The sequence below is a fragment of the Sulfitobacter sp. SH24 genome (genome assembly GCF_965641895.1).
GTDB lineage: Bacteria > Pseudomonadota > Alphaproteobacteria > Rhodobacterales > Rhodobacteraceae > Sulfitobacter > Sulfitobacter dubius.
Window position 1 is genome coordinate 20,506 of the sequence record NZ_CBFFKK010000002.1, and the last position, 26,969, is coordinate 47,474.

Here is a 26,969-nt window from a genome sequence, read left to right on the forward strand (position 1 = left end):
GCCTCACCGCCGGGCGGTCCGCTTTAGAAACCGCTGATTTTCGGCAACCATGTGCTCAGCACTGGCACGAAAGTCAGCAGCATCAACACGACAAAATTCGCCAGAAAGAACGGCGGCATCTCACGGATCAGCGCCGCCGGGCGCAGGTTCACCGCTGAAGACACCACGAAGATCAGGCTCCCCACCGGGGGCGTCGTCAGCCCCAGCGTCAAGTTCACGATCACCACGATGGCGAAATGATCCGGCGCAATGCCGAGGGCGTGGCTGATCGGCGCGAGGATCGGGACGAGGATCATCACGCCCGGCAGCGGGTCCATGAAAAGGCCAAAGAGCAGCAGCAACACGTTGACCGCCAAGAGAAACAGGATTGGCGACAGCTCCCATGCGATGATCGTTTCGGCCAGAAACTGCGGCACGCCTTCGATCACCAAAACCCATGCAAAGGCCCGCGCAGCGCCAAGGATCAAAAGCACCGCCGAAGAGATCAGCGCGGCGCGCAGGATCAGCCCCGGCAGGTCCCGCAGCCGCAGCGCGCGGTAGACAAAGAATCCGCAGAAGAGCGCATAGAAAACCGCGATGACTGAGGCCTCAGTCGGGGTAAATATACCGCCCCGGATGCCGCCGACGATCAGCACGATCAACCCAAGCGCTGGCAGCGCCATGAATGTATTACGCCACATCTGCGCCCGCTCGGGGCGTGCATCCGCGCTGCGATAGTCCCGTTTCCAACTGACCCAACCGTTGGCGGCAAGGCTGCCACAGGCCAGCAACAGCCCCGGAATGACACCGGCCATGAACAGCGACCCGACTGATACTTCCTGATCCTGCAGCGCATAGATGATCATCACGATCGACGGCGGAATGATCGGCCCCACCACCGCCGAGGAAATCGTCAGCGCCCCCGCGTAGGAGCGGTCATAGCCGCCTTTTTCCATCATGCGGATCATCATCGCCCCCGGTCCCGCCGCATCGGCCAGCGCCGAGCCGGAGATCCCTGCGAACATGGTGGAGGAGATCACATTGGCATAGCCCAGCCCCCCGCGCAGATGGCCCACGAACTGCGCCGCGAAACGCAAAAGCGTGTGGGTAATCGCCCCGCCGGTCATGATCTCGGCGGCGAGGATGAAGAAAGGCACGGCCAGCAGCGGGAAGCTATCGAGGCCCGAGAACATCTCTTTCACCACCACGATCTGCGGATAGGAACTTCCCAAACCAATTGCCGCAAAAACCGAAATGGCCATGGCAAAGGCAACGGGCAGGCCCAGCACCATCAACACGAAAAGTGAGATAAAGAGGATCTCAGCCATTGGCGGCTCCCGGCATGTTTTCGGTCTGGCCATCGGGCTGATGGTAGTGGCCCGCCATGATGAAAGGCCGCGCGATCAGCAGCAGATGCACGATCAACAGCGAGAACCCGACCGGCATGGCGGCATAGACATAGCGAAAGGACAGCCGCATCGCCGGGGTCATCTGGTACTGCGCGCGCTGCATATAGTCCCAGCCGACCTTGACCATGAAAGCGAAAAAGAACAACAGGATCAATACGATGACCCCACGCATGATGCGCTGCATCCGGGTGCTCATCACGTCATGAAGATTGGTGATGGCCACATGGCCGCCCTGCCGCAGGGCAAGGCCGGCCCCCAGAAAGGCCATCCAGATCATCAGGTAACGGGCGGATTCATCGGACCATGACAGCGAATGATTGGTGCTGAACCGCAGGGCGACATTGGCCCCCACGACCAAGACCATCCCCGTCAGACAGGCGATCACCACGGCGGCGTTCATCTTGACGAATAGCTGTTCCAATCTGCGCATGGTTTCCCTCCCGTGCAAAACGGCCGGAAGCGCTGCTCCCGGCCGTCTGTCTTTGCGTCGACGCGCTTACTCGGTCGCGGCGATCTGATCGATCAGCTCTTTACCATAGGTCTCGTAGTAGCCTTCATAGGCGCTCTCGATCGAGGCGCGGAAGGTGGCTTTTTGCTCTTCGGTCAGCTCATTCACTTCCATGCCACGCTCTTTCAGCGTCGCGACGCCGCTCTGCTCAACGTCATCCACAAAGGCGCGCATGACGGTGACGGCCTCGGTCGCGCCCTTCTCAAAGGCGGCTTTGTCTTCGTCAGACAGACCTTCCCAGAAGGGTTTGGAAACCAACAGCATGGCGGGCGAATATACGTGACCCGAGAGTGTCAGGTACTTCTGCACCTCGTCGAGCTTGACGGAGACGATCACCGACAGCGGGTTTTCTTGCCCGTCGATGGTGCCCTGTTGCAGCGAGCTGATCACCTCGGGCCAGGCCATCGGGGTGGGGGCGGCGCCGGCGGCGTTGAAGGCATCTAGGTGCACCGGGTTTTCCATGGTGCGCAGTTTCATGCCCGCGATGTCTTCGGGGGTCTCGATCGCGTTGCGGTTGTTGGTGATGTGGCGGAAACCCTGCTCACCCCAAGCCAGTGCTACCATGCCCGCGCTGTCGAATTCAGCAAGGATGTCTTGACCGATTGGACCGTCCAATACGCGGCGCGCATGGTCAAGGCTGCGGAACAGGAAGGGGACGTCGGTCACGCCGGTGGCGGGGACAAAGTTGCTAAGCGTGCCGGTGGAAACGATGGTCGCTTCAACGGTGCCAAGCTGTAGGCCTTCGACCACTTCGCGTTCCCCACCCAGACCGGAGGAAGGAAAGTGCCGGAAGCTGAATTTGCCGTCGGTTTCGGCCTCAACGACTTCTTGCCACTTCTGCGCCGCGACGCCGTAGTGGCTGTCGGGGGCAAGGGCGTAGCCGATCTTGACTTCGGTTTCCGCGCTCAGGGCTCCTCCGGTGAGCGCGGCAAGAGTGGCGATAATTGCCGTGGGCTTGGTGATTTTGAACATTTCGTATCCTCCAGCGATCTTATTAACAAGGTCACGAAAACTGCTAGCGGGCGATGCACGGATTGGCAATGGGGTGACGGGGCTTTGTGGACAATGTTTCCACAGCGTTTCGGATTAGATTTCCGCAACGATATAATCGGGGGCTATGTCCGAACCCTTGATCGCCGCCGCCACATCCAGCCCCAAAAGGGAGCCGTGCCCAGTGACTAAGGCCGTGGAGAACCCCGCCTGCGCCCCGCCCAAAGTATCGGTGTGGAGCGTATCGCCCACCATCAACACACGGGCGGGGGCGATTGGCGCACGGCGTGCAAGCGCCAGTTCAAAGATGTTTGGAAAGGGCTTGCCGCAGAAATGTACGGAAACCCCGGTCGCGTCGATCAGCCGATGTGCGAACCAACCGGGTTCAAGCGATAGCCCGTCTTCGCGCGGGGCCACGAGATCGGGGTTGCCGACAAAGACAGGGCGAGCATGGCGCGCGAGGCTGGCTTCGAGCAGGGCCTGCCGCGCATCGGTCCAACCATCCGCACCGACAAGCAGAAAACCTGCCACGTCGTCATAAATATTCGGATCATCCGCCAAAGCGATCCCGCCAAGGCCGGAAATTTCACCCATATCCTTGTCGGGGTTCAGCATCACGCCCCACTGCCGCGCGGGTTCTTGGGCCACGCGAGCAAGCAGTGCGTCGCGGCTGGTGATGACCTCATCCACGCTAAAATCAAACCCCAATCGGGCGTAGCGCTGCATCATATGCGCTTTTGGGTAGGCGGCAGAGTTCGACACGACCGATACCGCTTTGCCCATTTCGCGCAGGGTGGCGATGGTCTGTGCTGCGCCTTCAATAGCCGTTTCGCCCACGTTCAGCACGCCGTAAGCATCAAAGAGGATCAGATCATAGGGGGCGACGATATCCAGAAAACACGCCGTCTCCGCCGCGGCACCTTGCCGATCACAGCCGGGCAGGCGGGGCCGCAGGCGCCGGTATTCGGCCAGCGCCTGCGCAGGGTCGATCCCGGGCCTCACAGGATGCGACGGCGCAGATAGGCCGAGATGACCTCGCCAATAATCACCAGCACGATGATCGCGATGAGGATCGTGGCGACCTCGGGCCAGTTGAATGTGTCGATGGCCCCCTGCAGGATGATCCCGATACCCCCCGCGCCGACAAGGCCCAGAACGGTGGATTCACGCAGGTTGATGTCCCACCGCAGGATCGAAACCGCCCAGAAGGTCGGCATGACCTGTGGCACGATGGCATAGGCGATGACCTTGAACCGCGAGGCGCCCGTGGCCTCCAGTGCCTCGACGGGGCGGCGGTCGATCTCCTCAATCGCCTCGCCCAGCAATTTGCCGACAAAGCCGATGGAGCGGAACATAATCGCCAAAATGCCCGCCACGACGCCGGGGCCGAAGATAGCCACGAAGAGCAGCGCCCAGATGATCGTGTTGACCGACCGTGAGGTCACAAGGATCAGCCGCCCGAGCCAGAGCGTGGCGCGGTTGGGCGTGGTGTTTTGCGCGGCGATATAGGCAACAGGCAGCGACAGCAGCACCGCAAAGGTGGTGGCGAATGTCGCGATGTTCACCGTGTCCCAAAGCACCTTAAGGATTGTTTCAAGGTTGGTAGGGTCAGGCGGATACATGCGGCCAAAGAGGTCGCCGATCTGCTCGGGCGCGCCCCAGACCCAAGCCCAGATGACCTCGATAGAGGTCAGCGCCCAAGCAATGGCAAGCGCGCAGCCAAAGATCACGCCGTAGCGCGTCATACGCTGGCGCAGGGTGAAGCGGGTCCAGTCGTCGCGACCGAATTTCTCTCCAAGGGTCGTCATTGGATGCGCTTTCTGATCACGCCGCTGATGGCTTCGGAGACAAGGATCACACCGACGATGACCATGGTGATGGCGAGGGCGAAGTCATAGTCATAGCGCCCAAAGGCATTGGCGAGCGTCGCGCCGATGCCGCCCGCACCGACGATGCCGACCACGGCCGAAGCCCGCAGGTTGCTGTCGAGTTGATAGATTGTCAAACCGATCTGCCGCGGCATAATTTGCGGAAAGATCGCATATGTCAGTGTCGAGAAGTAAGGCGCGCCGGCGGCACGCATGGCCTCGACTTGGCCGAAGTCGATCTCTTCAATCCGCTCGGCCAGCATCTTGGCGACAAAGCCCACGGAATAGACAATCAGCGTCAGCACCCCGGCGAAGGGTCCAAAGCCCACGGCTTTGACGAAAAGGATCGCGACGATGACCGGGTGAAAACTGCGCGCGACAATGATGATGGCGCGGCCGAGGTAGAAGATCGGTTTGGGGGCCACATTGCGCGCCGACATGAACGCGATGGGGATCGACAATAGCACGCCGCCCGCGGTGGCAAGGATGGCGATCTTCAGGCTTTCGAGAAAGCCGTCGATCAACAGGCCAGAGCGTTCAAAGCTGGGCGGAAAGGCCCCGCCAAAGATGCGGCCCGCGCGGCCTAATCCTTCTGAGACGCGGTTCCAGTCGATGGGCATGGTCAGACCGACCCAGCCGAAATAGGCGACGGCGCCCAGGATCACCGCCCAGCGAAGCAACGGGTTGGCGATAAAGGGCGGCTTTTTCCAAGTGTCCCGCGGCGCGCTCATGCCGCGGCCCCGTCTTTTGCGCGGTCGGCATGGGGACTGCCCGCGTAAATTTGGTCCATCGCCTCTTGGTCCAGCTTGGCGGGGACATCATCAAAGATGATCCGGCCATAACGCATGCCGACGATGCGGTCGGTGTATTCCTTGGCCTCGGTTACATTGTGGATGTTGATCAGCACCGGCAGTTTCAGCTCCCCGGCGAGGTCACGCAGTAGCCCCATGATCTGCTCGGAGGTCTTGGGGTCGAGCGATGCGGTCGGCTCGTCCGCCAGCAGAATGTCGGGGTCTTGCATCAGGGCACGAACCACGCCGACACGCTGGCGTTCGCCGCCCGAAAGCTGGTCGGCGCGGGTGTTGGCATATTGCGCGATGCCGACACGCTCCATCAACTCATAGGCGCGGCGGATGTCGGCCTTGGGATAGCGGCGGGTGACGGCGGACCATGTCGAGATATAGCCCAAACGGCCCGATTGCACGTTCTCCATCACGGTCAGACGGTCGACGAGGTTGAACCCCTGAAATACCATCCCGATCTTGCGCCGCGCAGCGCGCAGGTTTGCGCCGCGCAGGCTGGTGAGTTCGGTGCCGTTGAGGTTGATCGACCCCGAGGTCGGCTCCACCAATCGGTTGATGCAGCGCAGCAGCGTCGATTTGCCCGCGCCGGAGGAGCCGATGATCGAAACGACGCTTTCTCCCTCGATGGTCAGGTCGAGGCTTTTCAGCACCGGGTCACCGCTGCCATAGCGCTTCACGAGGTCGGTAATTTTCAACATGTAGGATACCTTGTGTGCAGGGCCGACGTGTTCGCCGGCCCCGACGTTAAACGATTATTCAGCAGCGAGACCTTGGGGCGTGTACTCGACGCCGTTCGCCTTTTGGATCTGACGGATAACCGCCCACTGGTCCTTGTAGGTGATCGGGATGAATTTGCTCACGCCCGCGAATTCCTCACCCAATGCGGTGCCTTCGAAGTCGAAGGAGAAGAAGGCTTCCTTGATCTTGTCCTTCAGCTCGGGCGCGAGGTCATGCGCGACACCGTAAGAGGTTGTCGGGAAGGGATCGCTTTCCCAGACGATGCGCACGTCTTCAGGATCATAGAGACCACGCTCGGCCATGCGGTCGACCACTTCGGAGGCCACAGGCGCCGCGTCATAGTCGCCCGCGACAACGCCCAGCATCGACTGGTCGTGGCTGCCCGAATAGGTCACTTCGTAGTCCTCATCCGGCACAACGCCCAGATCGGGGAACAGCGCGCGCGGCGCTTGGTTGCCGGAGTTCGACGTGGGCGAGGTATGCGCGATGCGCTTGCCGGCGAGGTCTTTCATCTCTTGGATATCGCTGTCGGCCTGCGTGTAGACCTGAAGCTTGTAGCCAAACTGGCCGTCATCCGCGCCCATGATCGCAAAGGGCTCAACGCCCGCGAGGTTCACCGCGAAAGGGGTGGGCCCGGTGGAAAAGCCCGCGATGTGCAGACGGCCCGAGCGCATGGCTTCGACCTCGGCAGAGTTCGACTGCACAGCGAAGAACTGCACATCCTTGCCGGTTACCTCTTCGAGATGGTCAATGAAGGGGGTCCAGATGTCTTCGTAGATTGCCGGGTCTTCGACGGGGGTATAGGCAAAGACCAGTGTCGAAGGGTCTTTCAGCATTTCGGGATCAGTGGGCGCATCTGCAACCAGATCTCCATTGGCGTCACAGAACATCTTGTCCAAAGCGCCGCGCTCGCAGTCTTCTTGTGCGAAGGCAAGGCCGCCCGTGAGTGTGAAGGCCGCGGTAAGACCAGCGGCGAATAGGTTCTTATGAGACATTGCGTTCTCCTCCCTGAGAATCCGCGCATCTGGCGCGAAATACAATAATGCACAGATACGAACATCGAACAGTTTCGTTTGCAAGCAGTTCTGGCGCGCTGGCAAACACGTTTGTCACATAACTGTAACAATACCCGCCCAAAGGGGGCAAGGGCGGCACCGATGTCGGATTGTGAGGAAGGGGCCGGTTCGGCGTTTAGAGGTTTAGCTCGATCTTGCGCACCCGGTCCCGTAGCAGTGTCTTAGAAACGGTCAGCAAATGCTGCTCCATCGCCGAAGCCGCGCCCAATGAGTCGCGCCGGGCGATGGCGTCGTTCAGGGTCATGTGCTGTTCGCCCAGGATCTGCAGCGTTTCGGGCGCATGAGAACTGCGGCGGCGGGAGGTCCAAGCCACTTCGCGCCTCACAGCGCGGATGGATTCGTAGACCGTGAGGAACAACGGATTCCGCGCCATTTCAGCAATTTTATAGTGAAACATGTCATCCGCTGCCTCATAGGCGTCCGGGTCGCTGAGGTTCAACGTGGCGCGCATCAACTGATCCAACCGTTCGATCTCTTGCGGGCGGGCGCGGTCGGCAGCGAGGGCGGCAAGGGCGGGCTCGACCTCAAGCCGGACTTCCATGACATCGCTTGGTGTCACTTGCCGGGCAAGGTGGCGCAGGCTGTCGGCATTGGTGGCGGGCGGCGGCGTGGCAAAGGTGCCTTGGCCGTGGCGGCGGTAGATCGTGCCGTCTTCTTGCAGCAGGCCAAGCGCCAGCCGCAGCCGCGCGCGGCTCACGCCGAAATGCTCGGCCAATGTCCGTTCGGGTGGCATGCGCCCATCGTTTAGGATGTCCCCCTGCCGGATCGAGCTGCGCAGACGCTCGGCCAATTCATCTTCACTTGGGGCGGGCTGGGGGGACTGTGTCATAAGTTGGAAAACGCTTCAAATAAATCAAAAAACATGCGTAGAGAGGTTATCATCAGGAAGATTCCAAAGGCAAACCTAAGCGCGCGCCGCGGGATGCTATGTGCCAATTTCACCCCGACGTGGGCAAAGCTGCTGGTCAGCGGAATGATGATGGCCGCAGCGGCAAGGTTCACATAACCAAGCGAGAAGGGCGGCAGCCCCTCGGCGCCAAGCCCGGTCAGCGCATAGACCACAGCGCCGGGCAGCCCGATGATGAACCCAATCGCCGCCGAGGTGCCAACGGCGCGGCGGATGTCATAGCCAAGGAAGTTCAGCAGCGGCACGCCGATGGTGCCCCCGCCAATGCCCATCATGGCCGATAGCCCGCCTGTGACAACGCCCAGCATCGCCCAGACCGGTTTGGCAAAGCTGCGCGGCGTCGGCTCGTCTTTGGTTTTCCGAAAGATCATGTCTATGGCCACAAGGGCCGCGACCGTAGCGAAAACCGCGACTAAAATCAGGCCCGAGACATAGCCACCCAAAAGTGCCCCGATGACCACTCCGACCAACAGCGATGGCGCCCAGAGTTTGAGCAAATTCATATCAATGGCGCCGCGTTTAAAATGACCATAGCCCGACGAAAGTGAGGTGAAGACGATGGTCGCCAACGATGTGCCCACGGCCACCTGCATGGTGATTGCAGAATCCATGCCCGCCGTTGACAGGGCAAGGTACAGCGCGGGCACAATGACGATACCGCCGCCGACGCCCAACAGTCCGGCAAGGATGCCACCAAAGACACCTGCGGTGATTGCAATGGCAAGAAGCGGCAGAAGTTGGCCAAGGTCTAGCGCGTTCATCAGGTCAATCCTTCTCTGTCACTGTAACGGTCGCTTGTGAGCGACTGGTTTTACCTGCCGCTTTGCGCGCCTCTTCGGCCCGCGTGATGGCCGCGTCGATCGGTGCGCGGTCCGAGGTGCCTGAGAAATTATCAAGGCTCGGCATTGCCTCGGCCACGTGAAGGTAACGTTCCCCCGCTACTTCAAGCAGGCGATCAAGTTCGCTTAGCGGATCGTGGTGATCATCAACGCGCAGATCAAGATAGGCATGGTCCTGTCCGCGGTGAATGACCAGACCTGCGGCCTGACGGCCCCGTTTGTCGCCGCCTGCTTCTTCGCCCGCGCGCATGGCGGCAAGTAGACGTTCGGCCATCGGCAGATCACCGCGTGCGGCATAGGTATCGAATGTGGCCTCAACCACCTCGGGTCCAGTCAGCATATTGCCTGCAACCGAATGGATGTCGCCCACCCGGTGCCCGGCCCAATCGACGCAATCCGCACCGGTATGTGCGGCGAAATTTCCCGCGGCATCAAGCATATGACATTGGCGGATATCGCGGCCTGCGTCGCGTGTGGCGAACTCCTTTAACAACGCCTCGGCAGGGTCGCCGCTTTCCAACATGCGGCGGCCTTCTGTTCCCCATAGTGGGTTGACGAAGGCCTGCGTTGCGACCGCGACCCGGCGGCCGATATAGGGCACAGCAGCACCGCAGGCGAAAAAGCGGCTGGCGACGGCGATGCCGATTTCGTTGCTTTCGGGGTCACGGGCGATGATGGAATAGGTCATGGGTCAGCGTCCTACGGCATAGGCCTGCATCAGGCGGGGGGTCGCGGCGGCTTGAAGGCTGCCATCAGGGTTGCGTAGCGCGGCCGTGAGGCGACCCACCGACCACGGATCGGCCACGGTCACGATATGACCGCGCGCGCGCAGTCCATCGATTACGGCTGGCCCCACATTGGGTTCGATCATCATCTCACCGGGCAGGGCCTGCCGGGGGAAGAAGCTGCTTTGGAAGTGAAGCGTGTGGAACAGCGGCGCGTCCATGCCCTGTTGTAAGTCGATCCCGTGATGCACAAACCGCAAGAACCAGATCAACTGCCACTGGTCCTGCTGGTCTCCGCCCGGTGTACCAAAGACCAGTTGTCGCCCGTCGGCATGTTCGGCGAACGAGGGGGTCAGCGTGGTGCGTGGCCGACGCCCGGGGGCAAGCGACGTGGGCAGGCCCCGCTCAAGCCAGAACATCTGCGCGCGCGAGTTCAGCGGAAAGCCCAGCCCCGGCACGACCGGATTGCTCTGCAACCAACCGCCCGAGGGTGTGGCCGAAACCATATTGCCCCAGCGGTCGATCACATCAAGATGCACGGTATCGCCGCGTTTTTCGGTCAGATGCGCCATGGTGGGCTCTTGCGGCGCGGCATTCTGAACGCCGAAATCACGGGCTGCGCGTTCGATATATCGCTCCGCCAAATGCTCCAACCCCGCGATCACGCCGGGGCGCTGCTCAAGCGATGCCTTGCCGTTGACCAGCTTCGCGCGTTCCGCGTTATAGGCATCCGAGAGCAGTTCTTCCATCGGGATGATGCTCTGCTCAGGGTCGCCGTAATAGGCCTCGCGGTCGGCATAGGCGAGTTTCATCGCCTCGATCACCGTATGGGTGAAAGAGGCCCCCATCGGGTCCATTCCGGCAAGATCGAAATGTTTGAGGATGGCGAGGGTTTGCAAAAACACTGGCCCCTGCGACCATGCATGGGTCTTGTGCACCGTCCAGCCGTGGTATTCGTAAGTAAGCGTGTCTTCATAGCTGGCCTGCCACTTGGCCATGTCTTCGCGCGCCAGCAGGGCGCTGTTCTTTTGCTCTGACACGTCATGCACGCAGGCGTCTTCGAGGTAGTCGAAAATTGCATCGGCCACGAACCCTTCGGACCAGATTTTGCGCGCTGCCTCGATCTGCGTCACGCGGTCTTCGCCCGCGGCTTCGGCCTCGCTTACCAACCGTTCATAGGTCGCGGCCAGATCGGGGTTTTTGAAGTTGGCGTTCGGCTCAGGCGCTTTGCCGCCCGGAGTCCAGACGGCGGCGGAGCTGGGCCATTCGGCGGCGAAATACTCGGCCAGCCCCTTAATGGTGTTCGACACGCGCGGCAGCACCGGATGGCCATCGCGGGCATAGTCGATCGCGGGCTGCAGCACGTCGCGCAGGCCCATGGTGCCATGGTCGCGCAGCATCAGCATCCAGCCGTCAAAGGCACCGGGCACCACTGTCGACAGAAGCCCTGAGCCGGGGATCAGCTTGAGCCCGAGTTCCTCGAAATGCTCCAGCTTGGCGGCGGCGGGGCTGACCCCTTGGGCGCAGACGACCTTGGTCGCCTTCTTTTCCGCGTCGTGAAAGATGATCGGCAGATCGCCCGCCGGGCCGTTCAAATGCGGCTCGACCACCTGCAGGACAAAGCCCGCAGCGGCGGCGGCGTCAAAAGCATTGCCGCCTTTTTCGAGGATGCCAAAACCCACGGTCGAAGCGATCCAATGGGTCGAAGTGGTGACACCAAAGGAGCCGCGGATCTCGGGGCGGGTGGTGAAGGTGGTCATGTCGTCTCCGGTCAGTGTTCGCGCGGGTCCAGCGCATCGCGCAGCCCATCGCCAAGAAGGTTAAAGCCAAGCACAACCAAGAAGATCGCGATGCCCGGCCAAAGCGCCATCCACGGCGCTTGGTTGAGGAAGTTTTTCGCCGTGTTCAGCATCGACCCCCAAGAAGGCGACGGCGGCTGTTGACCAAGGCCAAGGAATGACAGCGACGCTTCGGCGATGATCGCTGTCGCCACTGTTAGCGTGGCCTGCACCAGCACGGGCGGCAGGACGTTGGGAAAGATATAGCGGCGTAAGATGCGTGGCGTGCTGAGACCGATGGCGCGCGCGCTTTCGACGTAATCTTCGGCGGCGACACTTAGCACCTGACCGCGCGTCAGGCGGATAAAGACGGGCGTGGCCGAGATGCCGATGGCGATCATGGCGTTGGTAAGGCTTGGCCCTAGAAAGGCCGCCAGCGCGATGGCAAGGATCAAGAAAGGTGCGGCCAGCAGCGCCTCGGTGCAGCGTGAAATCACCGCATCGGTCCAGCCGCCGAAATACCCTGCGATGATGCCCAACGGCACGCCAAGGCCAAGCGCGATAGCGACCGAAACGACCCCCGCGAGTAGGGATGCCTGCGCCCCCCAGATCAGCCGCGACAACACATCGCGGCCCAATTCATCGGTGCCCAACCAATGCGCCGCCGAGGGCGCTTTGCGCACCGCACCCCAATCGGTCGCAGCCGGGTCGGGGATCGGGAGAATAGGCGCCAGCAATGCGATGGCGCAGAAAAAGACCACCAGCACCCCGCCCAGCATGGCGCTGCGGTGGTGGCGAAATTTCTTCCAGACCCGGTTTTCAGGGCGTGCCGAGAGAACGGGATCGGCGGCGCTTTCGGCGTCAATGGTGATGGGTGTGGCAGGTTGAGCCATTATTGCTTCCTCAGGCGGGGGTTCAGCAGCACATAGGCGACATCGGCCAGCAGGTTCATGAAGATAAAGCCGACAGCGGTGACCAGAACGATCCCCTGCACCACGGCATAATCTCGGTTGAACACCGCATCGACCACAAGCTTGCCAAAGCCGGGGATAGTGAAAATCTGTTCGGTCAGCACCGCGCCCGCGATCAACTCACCAAAGAGCAGCGCGGTCAGGGTGACGATCGGCGTCAGCGCGTTGCGGAAGGCGTGTTTAAGGATGACTTTCCGCTCGACCAGACCTTTGGCGCGGGCGGTGCGGACGTAATCACTGCTCATCACGCTCAGCATGGCGGAACGGGTGTGACGCATCAGCGTCGCAGCAAGCGCCGTGCCGAGCACGAAGGCGGGCATCAGCATGACGGTAATGGAGCGCAGAGGGTCTTCGCTTAGTGGCACATAACCCGAGGCGGGCAGCAGCTTCCATTTCACCGAGACCAGCAGGATTAACATGATCCCCAGCCAGAAGTTCGGGATCGACAGGCCCGAGAGCGCCACCACATTGGCGACGTAATCCGTCACTGTACCCTTTTTCACGGCCGAGAAAATGCCCGCAGGGATACCGATCACCATGGCGAATATCATTGCCATTGTCGCCAGTTGGATGGTCACGGGAAGCTTCTCTCCAATCAGCTCCAGCACCGGTTGGTTGGTGCGCAAAGAAATGCCCAGATCACCGGTCAGCGCATTGCCGATCCAAGTGAAATATTGAACCGGGATAGGATCGTTGAGCCGGTATTTCTCACGCAGGAACTCCAGCACCTGCGGGTCGCGTTCTTCACCGGCCATGGCCAGCACCGGGTCGCCCGGCAGCAGCTTTTGTAGGGTAAAGACAAAGACCGAGATCAGGATGATCGTGGGGATCGCGATCACCAGACGGCGCAGGATGAAGGACAGCATGGGGGTATGTCTCGCTCAGAGGGGAGGCACCGCCGGGACTAGCCCGGCGGTGTTTTTTTAAAAGGCTTAGCCTTCTTCTTTCATCACACCGTCGAGACGGATCATGCCATCAGGATAGGCGGTGAAGCCGGTCAGGCCGGCGTCCAGTGCCCAGATCCATGTCTGGTGATAAAGATACACGATCGGCAACTCTTCGTTCAGGATCGCACGGGCCGCGGTATAGCTTTCGCGACGCACGTCTTGATCGTTGGATTTGCGCGCTTTGTTCAGCAGCTCATCCACTTCCGGGTTCGAGAACTTGGAATCGTTGATGCCGCCATCGGAGGTCATGAACTGGTGGATGTTGCCATCGGGGTCCACACGGCCCGACCAGCCGATCTGGCTCGCCTGATAGTCCCCCGCCGATTGGTCGGCCAGCAGCGTCGCGAATTCCTTGGAGGTGATCGAGATGTTGATCCCCGCCTCAGCCGCCATCGACTGCACGACCTGCATCAGTTGTAGCGGGATCGTGGTGTTGGGCACTTGTACTTCAAGGTCGATCCCATCGGCAAAGCCCGCTTCGGCGAGCAGTTCCTTGGCCTTTTCTACGTCACGCTCCGGCACGGGGAAGTCGGTGCTGTACCAAGGCGAGTTCGGCGGGAAGGGCTGGTTACCGGCCGCAAAAGCACCGTTGAAGACCACCTGATTGATCGCTTCGCGGTCAATCGCATAGCTCAACGCTTGACGCAGACGTTTATCGTTGCCCCAAGGGTTATCACCCTTTTCGCCATTGGCCACGTTGATCGTGATGCCCTGATAGCCTAGCGACACGGCGCTTTCGACATTGATGCCGTCGTCACCTTCGGCTTGGGCAAGGTCGGTCGCTGCGAGGCGTTCGATCATGTCCACGTCGCCAGATTGGAGGTTTGCCAGACGCACAGTTGTATCTGGAATGGGCAAATAGGTTACCGTGTCAAAGTGGAAGTCGTCGGCGTTGTAATAGTCGGCAAACTTTTCAAGCACGATACGGTCTTGGGCCACGCGCTCTTTGAACTGGTAGGGGCCCGAGCAGACCGGGTTCAGGCCAAAGTCATCGCCCGCCGCTTCGGCAGCGGTGGGGGAAACCATCATGCCCGCGCGGTCGGCGAACTGCGCCATCAGCGTGGCATCGGCATCGGCCAGATCAAAGCGGATTTCATGGCTGCCCAGCACTTCGACACCGGTGATGGAGGAAAGTTCGGATTTGCGGCGCGAGGTTTCAAGGTTCTGGCTGCGGTCGATGTTGGCGGCCACGGCCTCGGCATTAAACGGCGTGCCGTCATGGAAAACCGCATCGTCGCGCAGTTTCATGGTCAGTTGCTTGCCGTCCTCAGAAAAGGACCACTCGGTCGCCAGTTGGGGGATGATCTCAAGGTCAGGCGTGATGTCCACCAGCTTGTCGCACATCGACGTATAGACGATTCGCCCCACAAAGGTGCGCGACTGGTCGGGGTCCAGCACATCGGCGTCAGATTGCAGTGCGATGCGCAGGTCAGCCGCCTGCGCGCCGAGGGTCGTGGCCCCCAGCAGCGCGGCGGCGAGGGTCATTTTGGTCAGTGTCATATCGAACTCTCCTGTCGTTTCATTAAGTCTGTTTCAGCCTGTTATTCTTGGTCTTGGCGGGGGCGGAGCGTTGTCCGATCCCGCATGGCGTCTTGGTAAAGCGCAAAGCGTGCCGCCGCGCCGGGGGCACGTTCGGGCGCATCGGCGAGGCCGAGGTCCGGTGTGGCAGCGGCGATCTCTTCGAAATAGTGGCAGGCGGCGATATGGCCGTCGCCGGCATCGGTTTGGCGCAAGGCAGGCGGCTCGCTTGCGCAGCGCTCTTTGGCATAGGGGCAGCGGGTGTGGAACCGGCAACCCGAGGGCGGGTTTGCAGGGCTGGGCATCTCGCCCTCAAGCGCGGTCTGCGGCGTGCGCGCACCATGGGCGGCCACCGGAATGGCCGAGAGGAGCGCGCGGGTATAGGGGTGGCGCGGATGGTTGTAGACCGTATCGACATCGCCCTGTTCGACGATCTGCCCCAGATACATTACCGCCACACGGTCGCTCATATGGCGGATCACGGCGAGATCATGGGCGATGATGACCAGCGTGAGCCCCAATTCATCGCGCAGATCGCCCAAAAGGTTAATCACCTGCGCCTGCACCGAAACATCGAGGGCCGATACAGGCTCATCGCCGATCACCAGTTTCGGGGCCGAGGCCAGCGCGCGGGCAATCCCGATCCGTTGGCGCTGGCCGCCCGAAAATTCATGTGGGTAGCGTTCCGCGTGCTCGGGGCGCAGGCCGACTTTGGCCAGCAGTTCCGCCACTTTGCCGCGCCGCTCAGAGGCGGACATCTTGGGGAAATGCGTTTCCAGCGGTTCGCCGACCAGCTTGCCGACACTCATCCGCGGGTTCAGCGAGGAAAAAGGGTCCTGAAAAATGAACTGCATGTCGCGGCGAAGCGCCGTGAGGTCACGCCCGGCAAGGCTGCGCACATCAGCGCCGTCAAACTGTACATCACCTTCCGTCGGTGTCAGCAGCCGCATCAAAAGCCGCGCGAGGGTGGATTTACCGCAGCCGGACTCGCCAACGATGGCAAATGTCTCACCACGCCGCACGTCGAAAGACACGCCGTCAACGGCCTTCACGGTGCCACTTGCAGCCAGCATGCCGCCGCCAGTCTTGAAGTGCTTTTTAAGCGCACGCGCTTTGAGGATGTGATCGCTCATGCGCTCTGCTCCAGATGTGTTTCCAGCGGGGCGAAGTGACAGGCCACGGCGTGCCCGCCCTCAAGCGGGGCGAGCGGCGGCTCCTTGGCGCAGATCGGCTGAGCAAAGGGGCAGCGCGTGGCAAAGCGGCAGCCTTCGGGCATGTTCTGCGTCGTCGGCACCATGCCCGGCACGGTGGCCAAACGTCCGCGCGGGCCGCTCAGCTGCGGGATCGAGGACATGAGGCCGATCGTGTAGGGATGCTGCGGGTCGTTAAAAATCCGCTCCGCCGGACCAGTCTCGACAATGGTGCCCGCATACATTACGGCCACGGTATCGGCGATTTCGGCCACGACACCCAAATCATGGGTGATCATGATCGTGCCCATGTCAGTCTCGGCCTGAAGGTCGCGGATCAGCTCAAGGATTTGCGCCTGAATTGTCACGTCGAGCGCGGTGGTCGGCTCGTCCGCGATCAGCAGGGACGGATCGTTGACCAGCGCCATCGCAATCATCACCCGCTGGCGCATGCCGCCTGACAGTTGGTGCGGGTAATCCCGCATCCGCTTTTCTGCCGCCGGAATGCCGACCCGCTTGAGGATCGCCAGTGCCTTATCCTCGGCCTCGGATTTGCTGGCATCGCTATGGGCCAGAACGGCCTCAACAATCTGATCGCTGATGCGGAAGGCGGGGTTAAGCGAGGTCATCGGCTCTTGGAAGATCATGGTCATCCGGCTGCCGCGCAATTTGCGCATTGCAGTGTGATCAGCGAGGTCAAGCTTTTGCCCCTCAAAAATCATCTCGCCCGACCCGATCGTCGCGGCGCCCGCAGGCAACAGCCCCATCATCGCCAAAGACGTCACGCTTTTACCGCATCCGCTTTCGCCGACAACGCAAAGGGTTTTGCCCGGGCTGACCGAGAAATTGACGTGATTGATTTGGTCGCTCGGCGCGCCGCGAAAGCGCAGGCTGAAGTCGCGTACTTCGAGCAAAACCTTGTCGGAACCGGTGTCAGGGCTGGGCAATGGATCGCTTTCTTGAACCAATATAAGATTGGTCGAGTATGCGGTTGCAAATTTCCGACTGTCAATCCGGCGATTGGAGTTTCTGAAATAGGCATTTCAGATCATCGGGTTGCGGCAATTCTTGCCAGATATCTGATCGGAGTTGCGTAAAATTTGTGCGACATCGAAATGCGGTATTTGCTGATCTTGGTGGGTGTTCACGCCTACGCTCGCCTTTGCACGCTATGGCACTATTGTAGCATTCTTAGAATATTGCTTTACCAACAATGAACTAGAGACCTTTGAGCAGGACGATACCGCCCCATGACCAACAAACCTAAATCAGCAGAGCGCAAGCGCGGGTCAGGGGCGCAATTTGTCTATTCGATCCTGCGCGATGAGATTCTCGATCTTACACTGCTGCCGGGCAGCCCAATTGATGAGATTCGCCTGTCTGAGCGTCTGTCGATGTCCCGCACCCCGATCCGCGAGGCTTTGGTGCGGCTGGCCAGTGAAGGGCTGGTGACCACGTTACCCAATCGCTCGACCGTGGTATCGAATATCGATTTCATGAACCTGCACACCTTCTTTGATGCGATGACCTTGATGTACCGCGTCACCACACGGCTCGCGGCGCAGTTTCATACACCCGCAGATATGGCAGCTATCCGCGCCCGACAGGCCGAGTTCGCCAAAGCGGTTGCCGCACAAGACGCGCTTTCGATGATCGCCACCAACCGCGAGTTCCATGCCGAGATCGCCCGCGCGGGTCGGAACCCCTACTACGAATCGCTGTGCCTACGGCTTTTGGATGAGGGGCGGCGGTTGCTGCGGATGTATTATCAATCCTTCGATGATCAGCTTCCGAATGAATATGTGCAAGAACACGAAGACCTAGTCGCCACCATTGAAGCGCGCGACGTGGCCCGTGCAGATTCCCTTGCCGGGACGCACGCTGACCAGATCGTGCAACAGATCCAAGCGCTGATTTCGCGCGATCGTCGACAGCATATCGAACTATAAATCGCAAAAAAGTAGTTGCAGAAACTACAGATGTTTTTCCGCGTAGATTTATTGTCGACAAACAAAATACAATATGCAAAATATAGGCAAGCCCGGCAGATTGCAGCCGGTTTCTATGATGGAGAACCCAATGACCCCGACGATCTTTTCCGGCTGCATTCCGGCTTTGATGACCCCCTGCACCGAAGACCGCAAACCCGACTTCGACGCACTGGTGCGTATGGGCAAAAAACTCATTTCCGATGGAATGAGCGCGGTTGTTTACTGCGGCTCGATGGGCGATTGGCCATTGCTGACAGATGCTGAGCGGATGGAAGGCGTTGAGCGCCTTGTCGACGCTGGCGTTCCGGTGGTCGTTGGCACAGGTGCGGTAAACACCAAGCTGGCCGCCGAACACGCCGCCCATGCCCAGAAAGTTGGTGCTAAAGGCCTGATGTTGATCCCCCGCATCCTGTCGCGTGGGACATCGGTTGCCGCGCAGAAAGCGCATTTCAAAGAAGTTCTTTCCGCCGCGCCCGAGCTTCCTGCCGTGATCTACAACAGCCCCTATTATGGGTTCGCCACCCGTGCAGACCTGTTCTTTGCGCTGCGGGCAGAGCATGCAAATCTCGTTGGCTTCAAAGAGTTCGGCGGCGCCGATGACCTGCGCTATGCGGCGGAAAACATCACCAGCCGTGACGATGACGTCACATTGATGATTGGCGTGGATACCACAGTTTTCCACGGTTTCGTCAACTGTGGTGCGACCGGTGCGATTACAGGGATTGGCAATGTGTTGCCCCGCGAAGTGCTGCATCTTGTCGCGCTAAGCCAGGCCGCAGCGGCGGGCGATGCAGAGGCACGTCAGCGGGCGCAAGAACTCGACGCGGCACTTGGTGTTCTGTCCTCCTTTGATGAGGGGCCCGATCTGGTGCTTTATTATAAGCACCTCATGGTGCTTGAAGGCCATGCCGAATACGCGCTGCATTTTAATGAGTCTGACGTGCTGTCGGACAGCCAGCGCGGCTATGCCGAAGCGCAGTACAACCTTTTCCGTGCTTGGTACGCCGATTGGTGCAAACAGGGTGGCGCGGTCGCCAAATACGCCGCCTAAACCATACCCAAACGCTTCTTGTCAGGATGGCCCGTCGCTTCTGCGGCGGGCCGTTTGCGTTGTGAGGCGACCTTTTTGGAAGAAGATAATTGCAAACGCATATAAATTTGGCTAGCGTCTTCTCAGGGATCATTGCACCGGGAGAGGGTGCGTCCATCAAGGGAGAAAAAGACAGATGAGTGCGACAGATGTAATGCGCGAATTCGGGGCGATGCTGGCCTCGGGCGGGGTCGAAGTGGTCGATTGTTCCGGCGTTCTGGGGCCAGATACGCCGATCCTGCAACTGCCTGCCGACTTTGCAAAGCCGACACCCAAAGTTGAGATCCATAAGATCAGTGAATATGACCAAGATGGTCCGTTTTTCGCATGGAACTGGATGGTGCTGGGCGAACATTCCGGCACGCATTTCGACGCGCCGCATCACTGGATCACCGGCAAGGATTACGAAGACGGTTTTACCGATAGCCTTGATGTCCAGCGCCTTGTCGCACCGGTGAATGTCATCGACTGCTCGCAGCAATCCCAAGAAGACCCCGACTTTCTGCTCGACGCCAAAGGCATCAAGGAATGGGAATCCGAGTATGGCGAGATTGGCGAGGGCGAGTGGGTCGTCATGCGCACCGATTGGGATGCTCGTGTGAATGACGAGGCGCGCTTCCTCAACGCGGATGAAACCGGGCCCCACAGCCCCGGACCGACCCCGGATGCGATCGAGTATCTGATGAGCAAAAAGATTGTGGGTTGGGGCACGCAATGCATCGGCACCGACGCCGGACAAGCCGGTGGGATGGAACCGCCGTACCCGGCGCACAACCTGCTGCACAAGAATAACTGCTTTGGTCTGGCAAGCCTTGCCAATCTCGACAAACTGCCGCCCAAGGGGGCAATCCTGATTGCCGCGCCGCTGAAGATCAAGAATGGCACCGGCAGCCCCATTCGGGCGCTGGCACTGGTGCCAAAGGGCTGATCGGTGGCGAAAACACCTCTCTCAGACGCGGATAGCGCGCCGTTGGACCAGCTTGGGCTCGAAAACTTTGCGCCTTATCTGATGAACCGGATCATGGGGCGGTATAATGCCGCCCTGTCCACGGAAATGGCGGCCCTCGGGCTGACCACGCCCCAGATGCGCTCTCTTGCCGTTCTGTCGGTGATCGACGGCATCTTGATCCGTGAATTGGCTGTCTATGCGGTGGTTCAGCAATCCACGCTGAGCCGGGCATTGGATGCGCTGGTACGCGACGGTCTGGTGCGGCGTGAGACTGACGCGACCGACAGCCGCGCGACCCGCGTCTACCTGACCGACAAGGGGCGAGAGGCCTATGCAAGGCTCTGGCCGCATATGGCCGAGGCCTATGGCGCGATGTTCAAGGGCATCGACGCCGCCGAGAAAGAGGCCTTTGTAGGCACATTGCGCACCATGCTGCGCAACATCCGAAAACACGATTTTTAAGAGGGTCTCATGGCCGAGCGTTCGTTCAAAGCTGAGGTGGAACACCTGCGTAAAGGAGACGGTGACGTCTTCACAGGTGAGGGTATCCTCGCGATTACCAAAGCCCTTCTGGAAAACGGGGTCGGCTATGTGGGCGGCTATCAGGGTGCACCGATCTCGCATCTGATGGACGTGCTGGCCGACGCTGAGGAATTGATGGGCGAGTTGGGCGTACGGTTTGAGGCGAATGCGTCTGAGGCGGCGGCGGCGGCAATGCTGGCGGCGAGTGTGCATTATCCCATTCGCGGGGCCGTGACCTTCAAAGGGCCGGTGGGCGTCAACGTCGCCTCTGATGCGCTGGCGAACCTTAGCTCCTCCGGTGTGACCGGCGGTGCGCTGGTAATCGTGGGCGAGGATTACGGCGAAGGCTCGTCGATCATGCAGGAACGCAGCCACGGCTTTGCGATGAAATCACAGTTTTGGATGCTCGACCCGCGCCCGAACCTGCCCTGTATCACCAAGGCGGTTAAGGATGGGTTTGAGCTTTCGGAGGCCAGCAACACCCCCGTGATGCTCATGGTCCGTATCCGGTCTTGCCATGTGACGGGCAGTTTTGAGACGCGCGACAACCAGCGTCCGCCACTCACCGTGGCCGAAGCCGCCGCCAACCCACGCTCAGATTTCAATCGCGTTGTGCTGCCGCCAATGTCCTATCTGCATGAGAAGGACAAGATCGAGAACCGCTGGCCCGCGGCGGAGAAATTCATCCGCGACAATAAGCTAAACGAGTTCTTCGGCCCCAAGGAAGCCCCGCTTGGTATTGTCGTCCAAGGCGGCATGTACAACTCCGTCATCCGTGCCCTGCAACGGCTTGGCCTTGCGGATATCCACGGTCAGACCGAGGTGCCGCTCTATGTGCTGAACGTCACCTATCCGCTGCTGCGCGATGAGTTCGACGACTTCTGCAAAGGTAAGGATCACGTGCTGGTGGTCGAAGAGGGCCAGCCGGACCATATCGAACAGCAGCTCGGCTCCTACCTCTACAAACTCGAACGGAAGGTAAAGCTGCACGGCAAAGATGTGCTCCCGATGGCAGGCGAGTACACCGGACAGGTGCTGCTCGACGGGGTGACGGATTTCCTCAAAGTCGCCGCGCCCGAGATGCTGCCCGGCAAGGTACGCGCCCCCAACGCCGAAGCGCCCGCAATCCCCGATTTGTCCGACACCGTGCCGATCCGCCCGCCCGGTTTCTGTACCGGCTGCCCGGAACGCCCGATCTTTGCCGCGATGAAACTGACCGAACAAGAACTAGGCAAGCACCAGATCACCGGCGACATCGGCTGCCACCTTTTCGGCGTGCTGCCCCCCTTTGAGATCGGCGGCTCGACCATGGGCTATGGCCTCGGCCCCGCGTCGAACGCAGCCTTCGACGGGGGCGGCGACAAACGGGTGATCTCGATCCTTGGCGATGGCGGATTCTGGCATAACGGGTTGTCGACTTCGATCGGGAACATGGTGTTCAACAAATCCGACAGCGTGGCGGTGATCGTCGACAACTACTATTCCGCCGCCACGGGCGGGCAGGACGTGATGTCCTCGCGGGCGCATAACGACACGAAATCTACGAACAACCCAATCTCCAAGGCGCTTAAGGGCGTCGGCGTGGAATGGGTGCGCCAGATCGACCGGACCTATGACGTGGGCAAGCTGCGCGAAGTGCTGCGTGAGGCGCTGACCACCGATTACAAAGGGCCGAAGGTTATCGTGGCTTCCTCAGAGTGTATGCTGAACAAGCAGCGCCGCGAGAAGCCTTTGCGCAACAAGGCGATCAAGGAAGGCCGCCGCATGGAGGTGCCGCGTTTTGGGGTCGATGCGGATGTTTGCACCGGCGATCACGCCTGCATCCGGCTCTCGGGCTGCCCGTCGCTGTCGCTCAAGCGGCTCGACGATCCGCTGCGTGATGATCCAGTGGCGCATATCGATCAGACCTGTGTGGGCTGCGGCAACTGCGGCGAAGTGGCCGATACGGCGGTGCTCTGCCCGTCCTTCTATCAGGCCGATGTGGTGCATAACCCCACCCGTTTCGAGCGGTGGCGTGCCGAGAAAACCAGCCAGATCATCTCTTGGCTACAAAGACGGCGCGACGCAAGGCGGCTGCGCAGCGAAGGAGTGACGACGTGAATCTGGTCCTGCCGCAAAAGACACTCGATGCGCGTGTCGGTGAAATTATCAAGCTCGCGGTCATGGCCGTGGGCGGACAGGGCGGCGGCGTCTTGACCGGCTGGATCGAATCCATGGCGCGGGCCGAAGGCTATGTCTGTCAGGCGACCTCGGTCGCCGGCGTGGCGCAGCGCACCGGGGCCACGATCTATTACGTCGAAATGGCCCCGAAAAGCGCGTTGGAGCCGGTCTTTGCCCTCGCCCCTGCGGCGGGCGATGTCGACGTGTTGATCGCGGCTGAGATGATGGAGGTTGGCCGCGCCGTGATGCGCGGTTTCGTGACGCCAGACCGCACCACGCTCATCGGCTCGACCCACCGCGCGCTTGCGGTGAGCGAGAAGATGGCGCCGGGTGACGGCATTGCCGATGCGGATGAGGTCCGCGCCGCAGCTGAAATCGCGGCGCAAAAGCTGGTGTTGGAGGATATGGAAGGGCTGGCCGTCGGCGCAGGCTCTGTCATCTCCGCTTCGCTCTTTGGCGCTTTGGCCGGGTCCGGGGCGCTACCGTTCCGGCGGGAGGACTATGAGAACGCGATCCGTGCAGGCGGCAAGGGGGTCGAGCCGTCGTTGCGGGCCTTTGCCGTGGGATATGACGCGGCGCAGGGCCGTTTGCCGACCAGCGCGCCCGTCGCGATGGACGAGCCGGAAACTCCCTTCCGCCTCGCCGGACCAGAGGCTTTGCAAAGCCAATGGGACGCCCTGGTCACCCGCGCCGACGCGCTGCCCGAAGCAGTGCATGATTTGGCATTCGCGGGCTTGTCTAAAGTGGTAAACTTCCAAGACTGCACCTATGGCACGCTCTATCTTGACCGGCTCGATACCGTGTTGGCCCGTGACAGCGCCGCGCAGGACTGGCGGCTTTCGGCGGAAGCGGCGAAATATATTGCCAACGCCATGGCCTATGACGACATCATCCGTGTCGCAGACCTGAAAACCCGCGCCCCGCGGTTTACCCATATCCGGCAAGAAATGCGCGCAGGCGATGCGAACCTGATGCAGTTGACCGAATACTTCCACCCCCGCGCCGAAGAGATCGCAGGCCTGATGCCCGCGCGTCTTGGGGCCAAGGTGGAAGCGAGCGACAAATGGATGACCCGGCTGAACCGTTGGTTCGACAAGGGCCGTCGCCTGCGCACAGATCGGTTGCCTGCGTTTCTCATGCTGCACGTTCTGGGCGGACTCAAAGGGTATCGTTTGAAAACCCATCGCCATGCCATCGAAGTCGCCCATCTTGACAATTGGCTGTCGCGCTGTCTGGCGGAGGTTGAGGCCGATTATGACGTCGCGGTCGAGCTGGTGAAATGCCGACGGCTTATCAAAGGCTATTCCGACACCCATGCGCGGGGATTGGGGAAGTTCGACAAGGTGATGGATGCCGCTGGCTTGCTGCGCGGGCGCGAAGATGCGGCGCAATGGATTGCGCGTTTGCGCGAGGCAGCGTTGCAAGATGCCGAAGGCAAGGCGCTTGAGGGGGCCATCGCAACAGTGCGTTCTTTCGTTTAGGAGCATGCCTATTTTCTGTGCAAATCCGGCGTGACTTTTGACAGGACGCGCAGGTTGCTCGTATCCCAGTTGACCGGCCTCCAAAGCCGCGCATAGCTGATGCTGAACAACCGGGGTCATTGCCATGGAACTTTCGCATCTCATCACCTTTAACATCGCGCTCATCGCGTCGATCCTCAGCCCCGGCCCGGCCTTCCTGATCGCGCTGAAAACCACGCTGAGTTCAGGACGGCAGGCGGGCGTTGCCGTGGGGCTTGGCCTCGGCCTCGTTGCCTCCTTCTGGACCCTTGCCGCTCTCTTTGGGTTGGAGGCGGTATTCCTTGCTTTCCCATGGGCCTATGCCCTCGTTAAAGGGGTCGGCGCGGTCTATCTTCTCTATGTCGGCTATGGGATGTGGCGCGGCGCGCGTGAACCTGTGACCGCGACCGTGAAACCTGCCCGCCACGCATTTCGACAAGGCATGATGATCAACATCCTGAACCCCAAATCGGTGCTTTTCGCCGCGGCGGTGCTGGTGGTGATCTTTCCCGAAGGCATGCGCCTGACCGAGAACCTATTGATCGTCGCCAACCACCTAATCATCGAAGTGACCTTCTACACCACACTCGCTTTCGGCATGAGCCGCCCATCGGTTAGCCAAGGCTACCTGCGCGCGAAGGTATATTTAGACCGCGTTGCGTCGGTTGTGCTGGGGCTCTTGGGGCTGCGGCTGCTGTTTTCGCGCTAAAGCTCGGCCTCCCACCGTTTCGACAGGCGCATTGCGCCGTTGATGATACCGACCATCGAATAGGTTTGCGGGAAGTTGCCCCAGCCCTCGCCGGTGGCGAATGCCGTGTCTTCCGACATGAGGCCAAGGTGATTGCGCGCTTCCAGCAATTCTTCGAAGAGCTTGCGGGCCTCTTCCTCGCGGCCAATCCGGGCCAACGCGTCGATCCGCCAAAAGGCACAGACATTAAAGCCCACCTCCGGGACACCGAAATCATCCGCCTCCTCATAGCGCAGCATGAAGGGGCCACGGCCCAGCACTTCGGACAACCGCTCAACCGTCGCGATGAACCGCGGGTCTTTTGGTGGCAGGAAGCCAACCTCTCCCATGAGCAGTACGCTTGCATCCAAGGTGCTGCCGCCAAAGCTCTCAACAAAGGCACCGCGGTCCTCTGACCAAGCGTTGTCTAGGATTTTGTCGCGGATCACCTCGGCGCGGTCGGCCCAGTAGGTGGCGCGGTCTTCCAATTCCAAATGGCGCGCGATCTTGCCCAGCCGGTCGCAGGCGGCCCAGCACATCAGTGACGAAGACGTGTGTATCCGCGCGCGACTGCGCAGCTCCCAAATCCCTGCGTCGGGCTGATCGTGTAACTCCCAAGCCTGCTCGCCCAAAGGCTCTAGCTGTTCAAAGGCCGTGCGCCCGGTGTTCATCGGCAGGCGGTGATCAAAAAACGCGGGCGCTGCGCCAAGGATGATATTGCCATAGGTGTCGTGTTGGAAATGCTCATGCGCCTGATTGCCGATCCGCACCGGCCCCATGCCACGGAACCCCTGCAGGCTGGGTGAGATACGTTCGGTCAACGCCGTCTCAAGCCCCAGCCCCAGCACGGGCTGGATATGCCCGCCTTCGGCATCCGCCACGGCATTCATCAGCCATTGGAAATAATGCTCCAACGTGCGGGTCGCGGCGAGACTGTTGAGCGCGCGCACGGTGAAAAACGCATCGCGCACCCAACAATAGCGGTAGTCCCAGTTGCGCCCGGAATCCGGCGCTTCGGGCAGGGAGGTGGTGATTGCGGCAATGACACCGCCCGTGGCTTCATAGCTGCAGAGTTTCAGCGTGATTGCGGCGCGGATGACGGCCTCTTGCCATTCGAAAGGGATCGCCAAACGCTGGGTCCATCGCTGCCAATAGCGGGTGGTTTTGGTACGAAAGGTGGTGCCAATCTGCTCAGGACTGTCCGACAGCGTCTCGTCGGGGCCAAGGATGAATGTCATCTCGCCTTCAAGATTAATCAACCGCGCGTCCAGCACATGGTCAATCGGTGCATCGGTGGTCAGGCGCATGTTCTGCTCAGGCCCTACAAAACGCACATGGTTGGAGCCACGGGTGAGGGTTGGGGAAACTTCACCCCACTGAAACCGAGGGCGCAAGCGCATTCTCACGCGAGGCGAACCCTCAATGCGCCGCACCTGCCGGACCAGCATCTGCGGTCGGAAACTGCGGCCATAGGCGGTGAAACGGGGGCAGAAATCGACGATTTCAACCGCGCCCTTGGGGCTGCGCAGCACTGTGCGCAGGATCGCGGTATTGGGCAGATAGCTCTGTTCGCTTTCCGTCATGCCCTCAAGCTCAACGGCAAACTCGCCGTCACCCTCTTCGCCTGCACCGTGGCCCATGAGGCTGTGAAAGACCGGATCGCCGTCAAAGCGCGGCAGACAAAACCAGTTAATCGCCCCTTCGCGACTGACCAGCGCCGCGACCGCGCAGTTCCCGATAACACCCAGATCCATAAGTCCCTCTTTTCTATTCCTGTTGCGTCCT

At 60.6% G+C, this 26,969-nt stretch carries 25 protein-coding genes; 7 read left to right on the forward strand and 18 right to left on the reverse strand.

The window, feature by feature from the left end; all coding sequences use genetic code 11:
* Window positions 1-23: 23 nt before the first annotated feature.
* The 17 genes from ACSQ16_RS01155 to ACSQ16_RS01235 all read right to left on the reverse strand — a co-directional run bounded on the left by ACSQ16_RS01155 (window position 24) and on the right by ACSQ16_RS01235 (window position 17,193).
* A complete protein-coding gene (locus ACSQ16_RS01155) occupies window positions 24-1,307 on the reverse strand; it encodes a TRAP transporter large permease (RefSeq protein WP_243263661.1) in 1,284 nt (427 codons plus the stop codon).
* Window positions 1,300-1,818 (reverse strand): TRAP transporter small permease, encoded by a 519-nt coding sequence (locus tag ACSQ16_RS01160; protein WP_243263663.1) that lies wholly within the window; start codon window positions 1,816-1,818, stop codon window positions 1,300-1,302. The genes ACSQ16_RS01155 and ACSQ16_RS01160 overlap by 8 nt, the downstream gene beginning before the upstream one ends.
* 66 nt (window positions 1,819-1,884) lie before the next feature.
* Window positions 1,885-2,868, reverse strand: a complete 984-nt coding sequence (locus ACSQ16_RS01165; RefSeq protein WP_243263665.1) for a TRAP transporter substrate-binding protein — start codon at window positions 2,866-2,868, stop codon at window positions 1,885-1,887.
* Window positions 2,869-2,982: 114 nt separating this feature from the next.
* Entirely contained in the window at window positions 2,983-3,888 is a 906-nt protein-coding gene (locus tag ACSQ16_RS01170) for an HAD-IIA family hydrolase (RefSeq protein ID WP_243263667.1), read from the reverse strand.
* The gene (phnE, locus tag ACSQ16_RS01175) at window positions 3,885-4,694 is read right to left on the reverse strand and encodes a phosphonate ABC transporter, permease protein PhnE (protein WP_243263668.1); all 810 of its coding nucleotides are present in this window, start codon (window positions 4,692-4,694) and stop codon (window positions 3,885-3,887) included. The genes ACSQ16_RS01170 and phnE (ACSQ16_RS01175) overlap by 4 nt, the downstream gene beginning before the upstream one ends.
* A complete protein-coding gene (gene phnE / locus ACSQ16_RS01180) occupies window positions 4,691-5,485 on the reverse strand; it encodes a phosphonate ABC transporter, permease protein PhnE (protein WP_243263669.1) in 795 nt (264 codons plus the stop codon). The genes phnE (ACSQ16_RS01175) and phnE (ACSQ16_RS01180) overlap by 4 nt, the downstream gene beginning before the upstream one ends.
* Window positions 5,482-6,255, reverse strand: a complete 774-nt coding sequence (gene phnC, locus ACSQ16_RS01185; RefSeq protein WP_243263671.1) for a phosphonate ABC transporter ATP-binding protein — start codon at window positions 6,253-6,255, stop codon at window positions 5,482-5,484. Before phnC ends, phnE (ACSQ16_RS01180) begins: the two co-directional genes overlap by 4 nt.
* A 54-nt stretch (window positions 6,256-6,309) precedes the next feature.
* Window positions 6,310-7,290 carry a phosphate/phosphite/phosphonate ABC transporter substrate-binding protein gene (gene phnD, locus ACSQ16_RS01190; RefSeq protein ID WP_243263672.1) on the reverse strand — a complete coding sequence of 327 codons (981 nt, stop codon included), beginning with the start codon at window positions 7,288-7,290 and terminating at the stop codon, window positions 6,310-6,312.
* A 196-nt stretch (window positions 7,291-7,486) separates the two neighbouring features.
* Window positions 7,487-8,200 carry a FadR/GntR family transcriptional regulator gene (locus ACSQ16_RS01195; RefSeq protein ID WP_093928777.1) on the reverse strand — a complete coding sequence of 238 codons (714 nt, stop codon included), beginning with the start codon at window positions 8,198-8,200 and terminating at the stop codon, window positions 7,487-7,489.
* The gene (locus tag ACSQ16_RS01200) at window positions 8,197-9,039 is read right to left on the reverse strand and encodes a sulfite exporter TauE/SafE family protein (RefSeq protein ID WP_243263674.1); all 843 of its coding nucleotides are present in this window, start codon (window positions 9,037-9,039) and stop codon (window positions 8,197-8,199) included. The genes ACSQ16_RS01195 and ACSQ16_RS01200 overlap by 4 nt, the downstream gene beginning before the upstream one ends.
* 4 nt (window positions 9,040-9,043) lie before the next feature.
* Window positions 9,044-9,805 carry a DUF1028 domain-containing protein gene (locus ACSQ16_RS01205; protein WP_243263676.1) on the reverse strand — a complete coding sequence of 254 codons (762 nt, stop codon included), beginning with the start codon at window positions 9,803-9,805 and terminating at the stop codon, window positions 9,044-9,046.
* A gap of 3 nt (window positions 9,806-9,808) precedes the next feature.
* On the reverse strand, window positions 9,809-11,602 hold the full coding sequence (locus tag ACSQ16_RS01210) for a gamma-glutamyltransferase family protein (RefSeq protein WP_243263677.1): 1,794 nt from the start codon (window positions 11,600-11,602) through the stop codon (window positions 9,809-9,811).
* Between the two features lie 11 nt (window positions 11,603-11,613).
* Window positions 11,614-12,513 (reverse strand): ABC transporter permease, encoded by a 900-nt coding sequence (locus ACSQ16_RS01215; RefSeq protein WP_243263679.1) that lies wholly within the window; start codon window positions 12,511-12,513, stop codon window positions 11,614-11,616.
* Complete coding sequence (locus ACSQ16_RS01220) at window positions 12,513-13,457, reverse strand: ABC transporter permease (protein ID WP_093928781.1); 945 nt, start codon at window positions 13,455-13,457, stop codon at window positions 12,513-12,515. The genes ACSQ16_RS01215 and ACSQ16_RS01220 overlap by 1 nt, the downstream gene beginning before the upstream one ends.
* Before the next feature lie 66 nt (window positions 13,458-13,523).
* A complete protein-coding gene (locus ACSQ16_RS01225; RefSeq protein ID WP_243263680.1) occupies window positions 13,524-15,038 on the reverse strand; it encodes an ABC transporter substrate-binding protein in 1,515 nt (504 codons plus the stop codon).
* A 41-nt stretch (window positions 15,039-15,079) separates the two neighbouring features.
* Entirely contained in the window at window positions 15,080-16,189 is a 1,110-nt protein-coding gene (locus tag ACSQ16_RS01230) for an ABC transporter ATP-binding protein (RefSeq protein ID WP_243263681.1), read from the reverse strand.
* Window positions 16,186-17,193, reverse strand: coding sequence for an ABC transporter ATP-binding protein (locus ACSQ16_RS01235; RefSeq protein ID WP_243263683.1), 1,008 nt, complete (start codon window positions 17,191-17,193; stop codon window positions 16,186-16,188). Before ACSQ16_RS01235 ends, ACSQ16_RS01230 begins: the two co-directional genes overlap by 4 nt.
* Before the next feature lie 303 nt (window positions 17,194-17,496).
* Between ACSQ16_RS01235 and ACSQ16_RS01240 the strand changes: the two genes are divergently transcribed.
* The 7 genes from ACSQ16_RS01240 (at window position 17,497) to ACSQ16_RS01270 (ending at window position 25,166) form a co-directional block, all read left to right on the forward strand.
* Entirely contained in the window at window positions 17,497-18,195 is a 699-nt protein-coding gene (locus tag ACSQ16_RS01240) for a GntR family transcriptional regulator (RefSeq protein WP_093928784.1), read from the forward strand.
* A gap of 130 nt (window positions 18,196-18,325) precedes the next feature.
* Window positions 18,326-19,288 carry a dihydrodipicolinate synthase family protein gene (locus ACSQ16_RS01245; protein WP_093928785.1) on the forward strand — a complete coding sequence of 321 codons (963 nt, stop codon included), beginning with the start codon at window positions 18,326-18,328 and terminating at the stop codon, window positions 19,286-19,288.
* Window positions 19,289-19,463: 175 nt separating this feature from the next.
* Window positions 19,464-20,255 (forward strand): cyclase family protein, encoded by a 792-nt coding sequence (locus ACSQ16_RS01250; protein ID WP_243263684.1) that lies wholly within the window; start codon window positions 19,464-19,466, stop codon window positions 20,253-20,255.
* A gap of 3 nt (window positions 20,256-20,258) precedes the next feature.
* Window positions 20,259-20,738: a MarR family winged helix-turn-helix transcriptional regulator gene (locus ACSQ16_RS01255; RefSeq protein ID WP_243263686.1), complete on the forward strand. Its 480-nt coding sequence runs from the start codon at window positions 20,259-20,261 to the stop codon at window positions 20,736-20,738.
* A gap of 9 nt (window positions 20,739-20,747) precedes the next feature.
* A complete protein-coding gene (locus ACSQ16_RS01260; protein ID WP_317406481.1) occupies window positions 20,748-22,898 on the forward strand; it encodes an indolepyruvate ferredoxin oxidoreductase subunit alpha in 2,151 nt (716 codons plus the stop codon).
* Window positions 22,895-24,439, forward strand: coding sequence for an indolepyruvate oxidoreductase subunit beta family protein (locus tag ACSQ16_RS01265; protein WP_394805096.1), 1,545 nt, complete (start codon window positions 22,895-22,897; stop codon window positions 24,437-24,439). Before ACSQ16_RS01260 ends, ACSQ16_RS01265 begins: the two co-directional genes overlap by 4 nt.
* A gap of 124 nt (window positions 24,440-24,563) precedes the next feature.
* Window positions 24,564-25,166 carry a LysE family translocator gene (locus tag ACSQ16_RS01270; RefSeq protein WP_243263689.1) on the forward strand — a complete coding sequence of 201 codons (603 nt, stop codon included), beginning with the start codon at window positions 24,564-24,566 and terminating at the stop codon, window positions 25,164-25,166.
* On the opposite strand, the gene ACSQ16_RS01275 is transcribed toward ACSQ16_RS01270, so the two are convergent.
* Window positions 25,163-26,938 carry a glycoside hydrolase family 15 protein gene (locus ACSQ16_RS01275; protein ID WP_243263691.1) on the reverse strand — a complete coding sequence of 592 codons (1,776 nt, stop codon included), beginning with the start codon at window positions 26,936-26,938 and terminating at the stop codon, window positions 25,163-25,165. The two genes, ACSQ16_RS01270 and ACSQ16_RS01275, sit on opposite strands and share 4 nt — an antisense overlap.
* Window positions 26,939-26,969 lie beyond the last annotated feature (31 nt).